This is a genomic window from Acinetobacter sp. NIPH1876 (genome assembly GCF_022808535.1).
In the GTDB taxonomy this organism is placed as follows: domain Bacteria; phylum Pseudomonadota; class Gammaproteobacteria; order Pseudomonadales; family Moraxellaceae; genus Acinetobacter; species Acinetobacter higginsii.
Genome location: NZ_JALGBR010000017.1, coordinates 41562 through 55531 on the forward strand (window position 1 = coordinate 41562; position 13970 = coordinate 55531).

Genomic DNA, 13970 nt, shown 5'->3' on the forward strand with positions numbered 1-13970 from the left:
CCGATTTTGTAGACACCTTTTAGTTAGATAAAATGGCTAATTAACGAGGTGCTTATGAGCAGTAAACGATACCCTGAAGAATTCAAAATTGAAGCAGTAAAGCAAGTTACTGAGAAAGGCCATAGTGTGGCCGAAGTTGCTGCACGTTTGGGAACCACCACCCATAGTATGTATGCCTGGATTAAACGTTATGATCCACAGCAGCCCAAGATCACAGAATCTAATGATCCAAGGGCAGAATTAGCAAAGTTAAAAAAAGAGCTGCAACGGGTTACTGAAGAAAGGGACATATTAAAAAAGGCCGTGGTGTACTTCGCAAGCCAGTCCAAATGAGGTACGCCTTTATTCGGGACAATCAGCATATATGGCCTGTTCGTCGTTTATGTTCAACTTTAGATGTTCATCACAGTGGTTATTACGCATGGTTAAAGCAACCCACCAGTAAAACTGCGCGGAAACGGCAACAGCTTTCAGGATTGATTAAACAGATTCTGGCTGGAATCTGTTGGTATCTACGGCTATCGCAAGATTCACTGTGATTTGAAAGATGTTGGTGAAAGTTGTGGGATTAATCGAGTACATCGGCTGATGAAAGCAGATGGTCTTAAATCTCAGCGCGGTTATCGTAAACCTAGAGCTCACGCTGGTGCTCCGGCTGTCGTTGCCGCAAACACTTTAGATCGACAATTTAATCCAACTCAGCTCAACCAGCTGTGGGTGACTGACATGAGAAGCACTGCTTCGCAAGATATCCGTACTCATGAAGGGTGGCTATATATCGCAGTTGTGATTGACCTGTTTTCACGTCTTGTTGTTGGCTGGTCTATGAAATCCAGAATCACGACAGATCTGGTTTTAGATGCGTTATTGATGGCTTTGTGGCGAAGAAACCCAAAGAACAAAGTCCTGATTCATTCTGACCAAGGCAGCCAATACACCAGTCATGAATGGCAAACATTTCTCAAACATCATAATCTTGAAAGCAGTATGAGTAGACGAGGAAACTGTCATGGTAATGCTGTTGCTGAGAGCTTTTTTCAGCTGTTAAAGCGAGAGAGGATCAAGAAGAAAATATATTCATCAAGAACTGAAGCAAGGTCCGATATCTTTGAATATATTGAGATGTTCTACAATTCAAAACGCAGACATGGTTCCAATGGTCAGCGTTCTCCATTAGATTATGAAAAGGCCCATCAAAAGATGGTTATGTGTGTCTAGAATTTTGGTGGCTATTCAATAGTAAGCTTAGAAACAATGAAATTGTTAATCTTTATCAATGTTATATATTTAATTTTAGGGAGAAATATTTATGATTAAACTTAAAAATATTGAGATATTAAAATATAAGTCATTTACAACTCCTCAATCAATAAACATTGAGGAAGATATAACTGTTTTAGTAGGAATGAATGAATCGGGAAAAACTTCTGTTTTAGAATGTTTAGCTAAAACTAATTATTTTGAAGATGATGAAAAGTTTAAATTTAACGAAACGTTAGACTATCCTCGAAAAGAACTAAAAAGTATCAGTAAGTCGGATAGCAAACCTAAAGCAATTATTTGCACTTATCATATTTCAGATGAACTAATTGGCTTAATCGAAAATAGGTTAGGTAAAGGAACTTGGCAAGGAAGTAATGAAATCACCCTAACAAGTTCTTATGGTGATTCATCTACATTAATAAGTGGTGTATCGATAAATTTTGAATTATTTTTAAAACACTTAAATTTATCTGATATTGGTGATGATGTAAAAACTGAGTTGAAGTTGGCTCTAACAGAAGAGAAATTTGATCAAATATTAAAGAAGTTCCCAGATGAAACCGAAAGGTTAGAGCCTTTAAGAAAATATTTCTTCAAAAGTTCTACATGGATGACTTTTATTGAAAGATATGCATATAGTGTTTTAATAAAAAGACATTTACCAAAATTTATTTACTATGATGAATATTATCAACTCCCATCAAGGATTATTCTAGAAAGTTTTTTAGATGATGATGTTGATCTATCGGATGATCTAAAAACAGCAAAGGCACTCTTAGATTTATCCGAAATTAATGTGAATGAACTTATTAATGCAGACGATTTCGAAGACTTTATTGCTGAATTAGAAGCAACTGAGGCTTTGATTTCTGACACACTATTTCAATATTGGTCTGCAAATCAGAACTTAAATATTGAATTTAAAATTGATAAAAAAACAGCTACTGTGAAAAGGCAAGTAAATACAAGTTATGGCAGTGCTACAACGGTCGATACAAATATTGTTGAACATGTCTTAGATATTCGAGTAAAAAACTCGAAAACGAGAGTTTCTTTACCTCTTCAGAATAGAAGTAAAGGATTTAATTGGTTTTTTTCATTCTTAGTTTGGTTTAACAAAATTCAGGCTGATTCAAATTCAAAATATATTCTACTCTTAGATGAGCCAGGCCTTAACTTGCATGCAACTGCTCAAGCAGATTTACTACGTTTTTTAGAAAGTTTGGTTGATAAGTATCAAGTTATTTATACAACTCACTCACCTTTCATGGTAGAAACAACGAAATTAAATCGGGTCAGAACGGTATTTAGTGACTCCGATAGCTCTATCGTTAGTGATAGTATTCAACAAAAAGACCCTAATACACTTTTCCCTTTACAAGCTGCTTTAGGGTATGATGTTGCACAGAATTTATTTATTTCTAAAAAAAATCTATTGGTAGAAGGTGTCTCAGACTTACTATACTTGACCACAATTTCAGAATATTTGAATGCGAATAAACGAACTGGCTTAAATGAAGATATTACAATTGTGCCTACAGGCGGTTTAGATAAAGTTGCTAGTTTTATTTCATTACTTCGAGGTTCAAAACTATCAATTTTCTGCCTATTAGATTCGTTTACTGACCAAAAGTCTCAGGCAAGATTTGATAGTCTAACTATTCAAAAAATTATATCTGATAAAAATATAAAATTTTTCCATGATTTTTTGGATAATAGAAAAAAAGCTGATATTGAAGATATATTTACTATTGATGAATATCTGCAACTTTTTAATATTTCTCTCTCATCTACCCATGCTGAAATTAAGGTGGAAGAATTAAGTACTGAAATTGAAGATATATTATCAAAAATTAATAAAGTTATTAAAAAGAATAGATTTAATCATTATTTACCTGCAAAAGAATTTGCTAGTAATAAGGATTTTGTTAATAGCCTTTCAGAAGCTACTTTATCAAGATTTGAAACTATCTTTAAAGAGGTCAATAAGAATCTTAAATAGTTTTTGGTTTAATAGACTTGCCTATTAGGGTGAGTCTATTACTTTACCCAGTACGTTATTTAATATAATTTTATAGACATCCAAGTGTTCTTTTTAATTTTCAATAAAATTAGTCAACTCTATGATGTCAGTGCTACTTAACTTACGAATATGTTTTCCACTTCTTAGTATTTTACGAAAATAAAAGCTCATTGTTCAACGAATATAAATATAAGATGACTTTTAAATCAGCTTGTCTCTAATCTCGAATCCGTTAATATCCTCAAAAAGCTATTTTTCTTGTCCATTTACTTCTTCAAATACACCTTTTGGGTTCAAAAGCATGTGTTTGATCGGTTGACCAGTGAGCTGATTAATATCCAAAAGATCATAAACCATTTGTTGTCCTAGCTGTTCACGCCGGACAGCTTCAATAATTTCCTGCATTTTTTGAAATTCTTCAAAACTCAGAACAACAGCTTCGGGCGCATTCTTCGTATAAACAAAAACAGGTTTATGACTATCTTTGACACATTGAACAATTTTGCTCCAAGATTTGCGAACATCAGTCGCAGAAACAATCGCACCGTTTATAAAAGTTAATCGATTCATATCTAAGACCTTATACGGGATAGCAAAAATTAAATCATTTCAGAATCTTGTTCCGAATGTAAGAAAACGACCGTTATTTATTATGGGACGATTTTATATTTCTAAAATTAGTAGATGATATTTGTATGTAACTATATAATCTAAAAAAATAAATTTTAAATCGTGCAAATTAAAAATAGGGAAATCTATGCTTACTGGAGTCTATGAACCGTACCGGGTTTGTCGGAGACTTTTTATTTAAGTTAGGCCACCTGACCTAACGGGTTAATCTTATCATAGTACATTGCTTCGAACTCAAAAGGCGATACATAACCCAGTGCACTGTGTACACGCTTTTTATTGAACCAATCTACCCAGTTTAGTGTCGCAAGTTGTACATCTGCTAAACCTTGCCAATCTGCTTTTAAATATTCAATCACCTCTGTTTTGTATAAGCCATTCACCGTTTCAGCCAGAGCATTATCGTATGAATCACCAGTTGTACCGACTGATGCTCGTAAATTTGCAGCTTCTAAACGATTGGTATAGCGAATAGAAAGATATTGAACACCTCTATCGGAATGATGAATCACATTCTTTGGCATGCCTCGATCATGCAATGCTTGCTCAAGTGCATCGAGCACCATATCTGTATTCATCCGTGTAGATACTTTCCATCCAACAATTGCTCGTGAGAACACATCAATAATAAAGGCGGTATAGAGAAATTTGATGTTTCTCAACCATCATGAAAGTATCATTGCTTATCCATCGTACTCTAGTTGGTAAGTCTACCGTACAGGGAAACTGATCTCCAATTAAACCAGCATTTTTTGAAAGAGATAGGCCAGCACAATTTCCGCCTTTCATATAAAGAGTTTTTCTTGTTAAAACAGTTTTGTAATCAGTTGCATTTCAACCCCTGTAAAAACTAATACACTCAATAAAATAAATCTTTTCATTTTTAACAAATCATCAATAACGCTATCTAAAAATTTAATCTAAATCATTAAACGTTGAGTATCTAACTAATTTATCTGCAAATATTTCTTTAGCTAAAACTCTCAATTGTGTATATAAATTTTCAATTCTATCTTCTTGATTTTTTATCTCAGAGAGATCTAAAAATAGATCTCTATTTTCTTCAGAGAGCCACATAAACTCATCTAATATGCTTTTAAAATTATCTATTTTTTTTTGCATATTAGTGTCTAAAGATTGAGATATAAAGAAAAGTTTGTATTTGATTTTTTCAGAAGATTCAACAAACTCACTAATACTTGTACTGGTGATCATATCGGAAATTTTTGCTCTAAATTCTTCTGATTTTCCTTTTTCGCTTTCATATTCTTTTAATTTATAGAATTGGCCAATAGTACATCCCAATGAATTTTTCAGAAAAAATAAGGATGATGCTAAATCATTTAGCATCGGGAATACTTCAGTTGAGTGTTGGCTAAGAATTTCGGCTTTCTTAATATCTCTCCAATCTTGAAATAGGATAACAGCAATGTAAGCAGTAAGTATTGTTGCTGCCGTGCCTGAGATATCTTTAATAAAACTAAGAATATCATCAATAAAAGGTAGAGATACTGCCGAGATTACGATGACTAAGATTGTTAGTATACAAACTGCTCGCCAAAACTTATTCTCAATACCTTCTTTATTTTTTAGAAACATATAGCACTCAAATTTTTAGTTTCTCTAAAATTAACATAATGGTGCTTATACGGAACGTGTTTTTAATATTACTTTAAGATTAGTATCTTATCGTTATTCATACCCTCTGGAACGTTCTCGTTCAACCGACTTGGAAACAAGTCGGTTTCTTTTTAAGCAAAACTGTAACTTTTAGCCAACAAAATTGATCAAAAAACATTCTATTTTGCATTTTTTCCTGATTTATCAATGTTCACATTTCAGAAATAACCCCCAATTTCTGCGGACAACTCTTGGGATAAAATAGGCCAACTTTGTAAGCTAAAACTTACACAGATTTAAGGATTTTGCGGATTGGTAATTCAAGTCATTAGCCGTATGATGAATATATAACGAAACTGGATGTTTCCAGACAACAAGAATAAGAAAATTGCGCAAGGAATGGGCAGCATGAGATCAGTAAGACGAGCAACCCGATATGAAAAAGCCCGACAGGATGTAGGGCTTTTTTATTGCCATTTGAAAACTGGCTGAGTTCGCTATAAAACATAGACTATAATCTATATTGTGGTTGTTGTATGTGGACAGTCATCACGACAGATCTGTTTAATGAATGGCTTGAACAGCAAGACGAATCAACACAAGAGAAAGTCTTAACCGCTTTAGTTGTTTTACAGCAGCAGGGACCAAGTTTAGGTCGCCCTTTAGTTGATACCGTATATGACTCTAAATTTACCAATATGAAAGAGCTACGCGTTCAGCATCGAGGAAAACCCCTGAGAGCCTTTTTCGCATTTGATCCATTTCGACAGGCAATTGTGCTGTGCATCGGTGATAAAGGCGGTAAAAAGCGTTTCTATAAAGAGATGCTGAACATTGCAGAGCAGCAATACGAACTTCATCTCTCAACCCTTGGAGATCAATCTAATGGCTAAAACCTTACAGGAATTATTGGCTAGTCGCTCTCCAGAGAGCCAAACTCGTATTCAACAAATGGCTGACGAGCTACTTTTAGAAACTCAGCTTCACTTTATTCGAGAAGAATTAGAGATTTCCCAAAAGGAACTGGCTGCAACTCTTGGAATCAAACAACCTTCATTGTCAGCAATCGAAAACCGTGGCAATGATCTTAAGATTTCAACCATGAAAAAGTATGTTGAAGCTATGGGGGGGGAAACTCCGTATTGATGTAGAGCTTCCAACAGGAAAACATATAGGATTCAATGTTTAACAAACAAAATGGGAGCGTTAATCTCTCCCATTTTTTTACTTCGTAGAGGCTCTATTATGTTTAACAAACTAGAATTTATTCTTCTATTTGAAAGGATTCTTAAAATACTCTTTTAATATGGAAATAATTAATAGTGTACTGATTAAAACTAGAAATACTATAAGAATCGAAAACATACAATCCAAAGAATATTAAACATTACTGATACAAAAATAATAATATTTTTTTGTCTATTAAGTAACTGAAATTTAGTTTTCTTTACAAGTTAAGTTTTTTATTAAGTTATAATTAAAAGTAAATTTTTCCCAACTAGTATAAAGTTTAAGATTATAGGTTATTGAATTGTTTCTTATGCAAAAAAAAGTCAAGAATCTTTATTTAAGAAAAGGTGAACACTCATTTGTTCTGCAATCACAGTTCATTTTTAAAGCTAAGCAGCAAAAATGGACTAGTGAAGATATCCAAAAAATTATAGAAAAGACCTTATATCAAGATAAATATAGGGTATATGCAATTTTGAGAGAGTATTCTAGCCAGAATTACGGGTAAATTTGACTTAAAAAGAGAAGGACTAAAGTCTTTTAGAAGGACATATCTTGGATCCTGAATAAGATTTTTAGTATTAAAGGAGTAAAGTTTAGCCTCGATATAAGTTTAATCTATTATTTTACAATAATATTCCATATATCAATACCTAATTTAACTTTAGTTCCTATCGCCAACCCTGTATGGTGCCCGTTCAGAAACACTCTATCCGAGGCTAATATGCATAGTTTTTCTGTAAAAGATTTAGATCAATTAATTGAAACGAATCTCAAAGATGGGAATAAATACAGTAAATTATTGATTGAATATAAATTATTTTCTGATTTGATGTATGATTCTATATTTTATACAGAAGTGTCTAATTCAGCTCTGAGCACTACGAAAAGAAAATATAAGCAACTAAAAATTAAAATCACCACACATCAATATCAGCTTCATTTTGAATAAATCAATAAAACGAAAGTTCTCAGCTCTCTCTTCGTATATGGGAAAGTCACAATTTATGGCCTTTCTCATATCTATTTAACATAAAATTTCTTATACGAAATGCTATTTTTATTCCTTTAAAAATCAATTTTTTATATACTATTAAAAAGCTCATTTACCCTCGAATGGGCTTTTTTAATGATTTTTTATGTTCCACGCTTACTATTTGATCAATGTTCCACGGTTTTAATAAGCCAAGGTGAACAATCAGATCAGCCATACGGCTTAAAGAATCGGCTCCCAAAGCCTCTTTTTTCCGGTTAAGGCTCTACGTGTTCAGGAATAGGAATTCGCTTATTCTCGATTACCCAGTTTAGTGTCGCAAGTTGTACATCTTCTAAACCTTGCCAATCTGCTTTTAAATATTCAATCACCTCTGTTTTGTATAAGCCATTCACCGTTTCAGCCAAAGCAATATCATATGAATCACCAGTCGTACCGACTGATGCTCGTAAATTTCCTGCCTCTAAACGATGACATTGTTGTCAAAATGCAGGGTATTGGTGGCTCCCCTTAGGGGCATAATTTGTTGAAGCCTAGGTTACTACTAAAAAATTAAAAAAATATTAAAAAACAGGAGCTTATAGCTACAATTTTTATGTTAGCTTTCTAAGTCTCTATGTTAATTTGAAGAATACTTCATCATAATGTCCGAATACAGCTATATTTTTTTGATTTCTATAATATCACTTGATTCAATTAGCGATTGGATATTACCAAATAAACTTTGAATATAATCAGAGGCTATATGGATATCTAAATCCTCCCTGCTACGCCATTCTTCTAAGAAGAAATATCTACTCGAGTCATTTTCGCTAATATAAAGCTCATATTTCAAGCATCCTTCTTCTTGAAGCGTAAGCTCTATTACACTTTTTAAAAGCGCTTCTAACGTCTCTTTTTGATCTGATTTTGCCTTAAAGTTCGCAATTATTGAAATAGTCATTATTTCACCTTGAATTTGTTTTAGAAGTTTTCTAGTACAATTTTGCCTTTTGACTTGCCTGATTCAAGCAACTTATGCGCCTTCTCCAAGTTTGCAGCGTTAATTTTTCCTAGATTTTGGTTGAGGGTACTTCTAATTTTTTGCTGGTCAACTAATTGGGCAACCTGTTGCAATAGATTACCTTGCTTTTCAATATCATCGGTTTCATACATTGAACGGGTGAACATCAACTCCCAATGGATAGAAATAGATTTAGTCTTAAACGGCATAATATCAAATGCTTGTGGATCATCGATCAATCCAAGCTTGGCTTGTGGTGCAATCAGAGAAACTATTTGCTTGATATACGTTTCTGTATGATTTGTAGAGAATACATATTTTGGTTTTTCAATGCCTAGTGTCTCGATTTGTACATTTAAATCTTTGCTATGATCAATGACATGGTCGGCACCAAGTGATTCCACCCAAGATTTCGTTTCTTCACGTGAAGCTGTTGCTATAACGCTCAGATTTGTTTTTGCTTTTAGGAGTTGGATAGCAATTGAACCTACACCGCCTGCACCACCAATAATTAAAATACTGCCAACTTCTGTTTCTGAAATTTGAAACCGATCAAACAGCATTTCCCATGCCGTTATTGCAGTTAATGGCAATGCTGCTGCTTCTGCATTAGATACTGTAATTGGTTTAAGACTGATAATTCGTTCATCGACTGCTTGAAACTCAGCATTACTACCATCTCGGGTTAAATTGCCAGCATACCAAACAGAATCTCCTACTTTAAACGAGGTAACTTTTGAGCCAACTTCGATAATTTCCCCAACGGCATCCCAACCTAAAATACGATTATTTGCTTCAGACGAATTTTTTCTCACTTTAGTATCAACTGGATTCACAGAGATTGCCTGAACTTTTACCAGTACATCACGTTCCTTAAGCGTAGGCTTCGCTTTTTCAATATCTACCAATGAATTTTTAAAATCATCATGGTTATTTATAACATACGATACGGCTTTCATAGATTTGTCCTCAACTTTAAAAAAATATAGTAAAAATGGGAGCGAAGTACTCCCATTTTATGTTATTCAATAATTAAAACTCTTGGCTCGTTGGGCGCAAAACAATTTCATTAATATCTACATCCGCAGGCTGTTCAATTGCATAAGCAATTGCTCGAGCGACTGAGTCAGCTGGTATGGCTTGTTTGTAGAAATCAGTAACAAACTCTGAACTTTCTTTATGAGAAGAACCAAATTTTAGTTCTGACTCAATTGCACCAGGCTCAATAGTAGTCGTTCTAATTGTTCCCCCAACTTCATGACGAAGGCCTTCAGAGATGGCTCTTACAGCAAACTTAGTACCGCTATAAACAGTACCTCCTGGACTAAATACTTTTAACCCTGCAACAGATGCGAGATTAATAAAGTGTCCAAAGTTTTGTTTTTGGAAAACAGGCAGTGTAGCTGCTATACCATAAAGAACACCTTTAATATTAATGTCGATCATACGATCCCATTCATCAACTTTTAGCTCACTTAATGGTGCAATAGACATTAATCCAGCATTGTTTACCAATACATCGATTTGACCAAATGCGCTTAATGCCTTTTCAATAAGTGCTTGTACTTCATGTGGTTTGGTTATATCCATACCAATAAATTCAGCTTGACCACCTTCAGCACGAATGTCGTGAACAATAGCCTGTAATTTTTCAGTACGTCTAGCACCAAGTACAACCTTTGCACCTTTTTTAGCAAGTAAGCGAGCAGTAGCTTCACCTAAACCACTACTTGCACCAGTGATAACAATAACTTTATTTTCTATATTATTCATATAAGTAACCTTCAACCTATCTGTCAATCATATTTGATGGGTTAAGTATTACAGCCTTGTCAGGTATAATAAATGAATAATATTATCTTTCAGAATTCCTATTTACGGAATAATTACCATAACACAGGATTGGACATGCAGAACAAATTGGAAATGATGCGTATCTTTTGTGTCGCAGCAGAGTCTCGAAATTTTAAGGAGGCAGCAACTCAGCTAGGTATTTCCCCACAGGTAGTGACACGGGCAATAAAAGAGCTAGAAGAGCAGCGCGGAGAGATTCTGTTCTACAGGAGTACTCGACAAATTAAAATTACCGCTGATGGTGAGCGTCTGGCAAAGCAAGCACGTTTTGCGGTGGGATCAATCGATGCTTTGCTTGTAAAAGACACCAAGGAAAAACGAGATGAAATGCGTGGGACTGTCCGTCTTACTGTGTCGTCTGTGTTAGGGCGTAAATTGGTAATACCTGCACTAGCAGAATTTGCCACACGTTATCCAGATATTGTCGTTGATTGTGTGCTAACAGATTCACACTCGGATGTGATCGATGAGCGGATAGATATCGGGATCAGATTTGGATTTTTGCCGGACAATCGATATGTGGCAAAGGAATTGGCTAAAGTGAACTTTTATTCTGTGGGTACGCCAGAGTTAATTGATAAGGTTGGAATGCCCAAAAAAATTATTGATCTTGATAAATACCCTCTAACAGCACTAGTCGATCATAAAACAGGGCGTTACTGGCCATGGACATTCACCGAAAGTCGAAGCTTTACGCCATCAAAGCCCCGTTTTATTACAGATGATCTAGAAGCTGAATTTCAAGCTATTCTCGCTGGAGTCGGATTCGGACACATGCCTGGATTTCTAGTTTTGCCGTGGCTTAGGAGTGGTAAGCTCATTCAGATACTTCATGAGGAAAACTCTCCCGTTTGGCGCCTGTATTTATATCGTCCACAGCGGGGCCCGACACCTTTGCGAATCCGAGCATTGTTTGATTACTTAGCGGAAGTGCTGGGCCATATAGAAACTTGAATCAGATGTAACTAACCTTTTTTTTAGAAAGTAGAAATCAGATAAGACCATCATGTATTTAGAGTAACTACAATTTTTCCTATTTGCTGATTTGATTCAAGATAGCGCTGAGCGTCATGCATGTCCTCAAAGTTAAAGCAACAGTCGATCACTGGACGAAGATATCCTGCACCTATACTGCTAAGAATAAATCGTCTGGCTTGCTCCCTTAGAACAGGGTCATGGAGAACCTCAAGGAATAAAAAACCTCGCATGGTTAAGCTTTTGCGTAATGCAACTTTAAGGGGAAATGGTGTGATCTCCGGGCTAAGTGCACCATGCATAACCATAGTTCCTCCCACAGACATCGCTTTTGCAATCTGTTCAATATGTGGCCCTCCCACAGCATCGAAGGCGACATCAAGATGTTCTCCACCTAAACGTAAAACAAGCGCCTCATACAAATCTGGTTCATCTTCACGGGCTATAACATTTTTAACACCGAGATCCAGTAAACGTTGCTTTTTCTCTATCGTCTGTGTACTTGCAATGACCTTAGCATCCGCTGCTTCAGCTATCTGTATCGCAGCTAGTCCTACGCTACTTGAAGCTGCTGTGATCAAGATCGTTTTTCCTTTCGAAACTCCACCAGCATGGATTACACCACCCCAAGCCGTCAAATACTGCATCCAGATTGAAGAAGCTTCTTCCCAGCTTAAACTATCAGGTTTGTGAACTAAAAAAGTTTCTGGAATCAGAAGCTTGTCCGTATATGTCCCATATTTGGCTAGATTGTCAGTCGGAAGAATCGATACTGCATCTCCTGGAGAAAATTGGCGTACACCTTCACCTATCGCAAGAACTATGCCTGCTCCCTCATATCCCAGACGAGAAGGGAATACTGCCTTTTGAATATAAGTACCACGCCGAAACATTACATCAGCCCGGTTGAGTCCGATCGTTTTCATCTGTATTAGAACTTCTCCTGCGGCTGGTAAAGCAACAGGAAGTGTTTCTAATGTCAGAACATCTGTATCTCCAATACAATTGAAGCGCCAAGTCTTGGCCTGAAGTGCGTTAAATGACATCAATAACGACCTTAATATTGGCAGAGCGATCTTGAACAGCATCATGAGCCTCAATCGCTTGGTCTAGAGTAAAATGACGAGGATCAACAATAGGACACAGTTTACCTTCCTCAACGAGACGGGTAGCGATCTTAAGGACATCACCATGATGAGAACGGCGATTGCCTGTTAACATCGGCAATAGGACGAATACGCCAGACAGTGTGGCACATCGTAGAGATGAACTCGCTAAATTATGATTACCAAATGCAGCACAGCTGGTAATGTGGCCATAGTGAGTTGTCATGGAAAGTGAGGCTTCGAGTACTGGACCACCCACAGTGTCGTAAACAATGTTAAAGCCTTGACCCTCAGGGCTTGCAGCAATAATGTCATCGGAAGATGCTGTTGTGTAATCGAGAGGTGTTGCACCGAGTTCTGAAATCAGCGATTGATCAGCTGTACGACCAGTCGCCCAAACATTTGCATCAAGTGCTTTTGCAAGCTGAACAACCATATAACCAACGCCACCAGCACCACCCTGAACCAGTACAGTTTGCCCTGGTTGAACCTTAGCATTATCCACTAAACCTTCCCAAGCGGTGAGGAACGTCAATGGTAGTACTGCTGCCTCGCGCATAGAGATATTCCGTGGCTTTAATGCGATCAGATCAGCATCTGCTACAATATATTCTGCTAAAGATCCTTGAAGATTACGAACGCCACCAATCAGACCGTAAACTTCATCTCCGACGTTGAAGTGAGTGACACCTTCACCAATAGCAGTTACAACCCCAGCCATATCTGTTCCCAACACGGCAGGAAGCTCTGGCATAGCATATGGTGCTTCACCAAGACGAATTTTATAATCAATAGGGTTTACACCACTAGCATGAATACGTACTAGAACTTGCCCAGCCTCTGGTTGAGGTATAGGGAGTTCTACACGTGTAAATTCATGATCACCAAAATTTTCTAGGATAAGAGCACTCATCATCTTATTCATAGTTGTTCCTTATTCATAACTGGGGGTTGATATGCACAGTACCAAAGTAAAATAATCCAATAAATGATATTTATAGGATTTAATAATTCCTAAATAATGAATAATAAATATCATCCGCTCACTAAAAATAATCTAGTACAGTCTGTAAAGGCATTTTTAATCTAAACTATCGGTAGTATTTTTAAGGTGTGATACGTTCAAAATATCTACAAAGTGGCTAAAAGTTGGAAACATAATTCTAAAAGGTCACAGCATTACAAAGAACATGAGCCAAAATAAAAAAATGGGAGCTAAAGCTCCCATTTTTTTGTGACTTTTGTATAAGCTCTACTATGTTTATTTAAAAA

Annotated in this window: 11 protein-coding genes and 4 pseudogenes; 6 read left to right on the plus strand and 9 right to left on the minus strand. The window is 36.0% G+C overall.

Annotation, left to right across the window (positions count from 1 at the left end):
• Positions 1-54 precede the first annotated feature (54 nt).
• Positions 55-1218: pseudogene (locus MN869_RS17165) on the plus strand (IS3 family transposase).
• Between the two features lie 91 nt (positions 1219-1309).
• On the plus strand, positions 1310-3265 hold the full coding sequence (locus MN869_RS17170; protein WP_000593543.1) for an AAA family ATPase: 1956 nt from the start codon (positions 1310-1312) through the stop codon (positions 3263-3265).
• 270 nt (positions 3266-3535) lie between these two features.
• Here MN869_RS17170 and MN869_RS17175 read toward each other — a convergent pair whose 3' ends face one another.
• The 3 genes and pseudogenes from MN869_RS17175 to MN869_RS17185 form a co-directional block, all read right to left on the minus strand.
• Positions 3536-3856, minus strand: coding sequence for a type II toxin-antitoxin system Phd/YefM family antitoxin (locus tag MN869_RS17175; RefSeq protein WP_001081101.1), 321 nt, complete (start codon positions 3854-3856; stop codon positions 3536-3538).
• Positions 3857-4098: 242 nt separating this feature from the next.
• Positions 4099-4627: pseudogene (locus tag MN869_RS17180) on the minus strand (IS3 family transposase); the annotation flags it as partial.
• Positions 4628-4831: 204 nt separating this feature from the next.
• A complete protein-coding gene (locus MN869_RS17185) occupies positions 4832-5515 on the minus strand; it encodes a hypothetical protein (protein ID WP_000478902.1) in 684 nt (227 codons plus the stop codon).
• Between the two features lie 557 nt (positions 5516-6072).
• Here MN869_RS17185 and MN869_RS17190 point away from each other — a divergent pair.
• The 3 genes and pseudogenes from MN869_RS17190 (at position 6073) to MN869_RS17200 (ending at position 7718) form a co-directional block, all read left to right on the plus strand.
• Entirely contained in the window at positions 6073-6429 is a 357-nt protein-coding gene (locus MN869_RS17190; RefSeq protein ID WP_000269908.1) for a type II toxin-antitoxin system RelE/ParE family toxin, read from the plus strand.
• Positions 6422-6725: pseudogene (locus MN869_RS17195) on the plus strand (helix-turn-helix domain-containing protein). The gene MN869_RS17190 and the pseudogene MN869_RS17195 overlap by 8 nt, the downstream one beginning before the upstream one ends.
• Before the next feature lie 765 nt (positions 6726-7490).
• Positions 7491-7718 carry a hypothetical protein gene (locus MN869_RS17200; RefSeq protein ID WP_000555567.1) on the plus strand — a complete coding sequence of 76 codons (228 nt, stop codon included), beginning with the start codon at positions 7491-7493 and terminating at the stop codon, positions 7716-7718.
• Between the two features lie 344 nt (positions 7719-8062).
• Here the strand turns inward: MN869_RS17200 and MN869_RS17205 are convergent.
• From MN869_RS17205 to MN869_RS17220, 4 genes and pseudogenes are all read right to left on the minus strand, one after another.
• Positions 8063-8284: pseudogene (locus MN869_RS17205) on the minus strand (IS3 family transposase); the annotation flags it as partial.
• 134 nt (positions 8285-8418) lie between these two features.
• Positions 8419-8703, minus strand: a complete 285-nt coding sequence (locus tag MN869_RS17210; protein ID WP_000155817.1) for a putative quinol monooxygenase — start codon at positions 8701-8703, stop codon at positions 8419-8421.
• Between the two features lie 20 nt (positions 8704-8723).
• Positions 8724-9722: a zinc-binding alcohol dehydrogenase family protein gene (locus MN869_RS17215; protein ID WP_002120211.1), complete on the minus strand. Its 999-nt coding sequence runs from the start codon at positions 9720-9722 to the stop codon at positions 8724-8726.
• Between the two features lie 73 nt (positions 9723-9795).
• On the minus strand, positions 9796-10536 hold the full coding sequence (locus tag MN869_RS17220) for an SDR family oxidoreductase (protein WP_001059480.1): 741 nt from the start codon (positions 10534-10536) through the stop codon (positions 9796-9798).
• 135 nt (positions 10537-10671) lie between these two features.
• On the opposite strand from MN869_RS17220, the gene MN869_RS17225 reads away from it, so the two are divergent.
• A complete protein-coding gene (locus MN869_RS17225; RefSeq protein WP_001180108.1) occupies positions 10672-11571 on the plus strand; it encodes a LysR family transcriptional regulator in 900 nt (299 codons plus the stop codon).
• 50 nt (positions 11572-11621) lie between these two features.
• Here the strand turns inward: MN869_RS17225 and MN869_RS17230 are convergent, their stop codons facing one another.
• Positions 11622-12638: a zinc-dependent alcohol dehydrogenase family protein gene (locus MN869_RS17230; RefSeq protein WP_000009381.1), complete on the minus strand. Its 1017-nt coding sequence runs from the start codon at positions 12636-12638 to the stop codon at positions 11622-11624.
• Entirely contained in the window at positions 12628-13623 is a 996-nt protein-coding gene (locus MN869_RS17235) for a zinc-dependent alcohol dehydrogenase family protein (protein WP_001038516.1), read from the minus strand. The genes MN869_RS17230 and MN869_RS17235 overlap by 11 nt, the downstream gene beginning before the upstream one ends.
• Positions 13624-13970 lie beyond the last annotated feature (347 nt).

What these genes read in the sequence shown, in the direction of transcription:
- MN869_RS17185 (WP_000478902.1), bottom strand. Translation starts at nt 5,515, where the DNA reads ATGTTTCTAAAAAATAAAGAAGGTATTGAGAATAAGTTTTGGCGAGCA.
- MN869_RS17220 (WP_001059480.1), bottom strand. Translation starts at nt 10,536, where the DNA reads ATGAATAATATAGAAAATAAAGTTATTGTTATCACTGGTGCAAGTAGT.
- MN869_RS17200 (WP_000555567.1), top strand. Translation starts at nt 7,491, where the DNA reads ATGCATAGTTTTTCTGTAAAAGATTTAGATCAATTAATTGAAACGAAT.
- MN869_RS17230 (WP_000009381.1), bottom strand. Translation starts at nt 12,638, where the DNA reads ATGTCATTTAACGCACTTCAGGCCAAGACTTGGCGCTTCAATTGTATT.
- MN869_RS17235 (WP_001038516.1), bottom strand. Translation starts at nt 13,623, where the DNA reads ATGAATAAGATGATGAGTGCTCTTATCCTAGAAAATTTTGGTGATCAT.
- MN869_RS17170 (WP_000593543.1), top strand. Translation starts at nt 1,310, where the DNA reads ATGATTAAACTTAAAAATATTGAGATATTAAAATATAAGTCATTTACA.
- MN869_RS17215 (WP_002120211.1), bottom strand. Translation starts at nt 9,722, where the DNA reads ATGAAAGCCGTATCGTATGTTATAAATAACCATGATGATTTTAAAAAT.
- MN869_RS17175 (WP_001081101.1), bottom strand. Translation starts at nt 3,856, where the DNA reads ATGAATCGATTAACTTTTATAAACGGTGCGATTGTTTCTGCGACTGAT.
- MN869_RS17225 (WP_001180108.1), top strand. Translation starts at nt 10,672, where the DNA reads ATGCAGAACAAATTGGAAATGATGCGTATCTTTTGTGTCGCAGCAGAG.
- MN869_RS17190 (WP_000269908.1), top strand. Translation starts at nt 6,073, where the DNA reads ATGTGGACAGTCATCACGACAGATCTGTTTAATGAATGGCTTGAACAG.
- MN869_RS17210 (WP_000155817.1), bottom strand. Translation starts at nt 8,703, where the DNA reads ATGACTATTTCAATAATTGCGAACTTTAAGGCAAAATCAGATCAAAAA.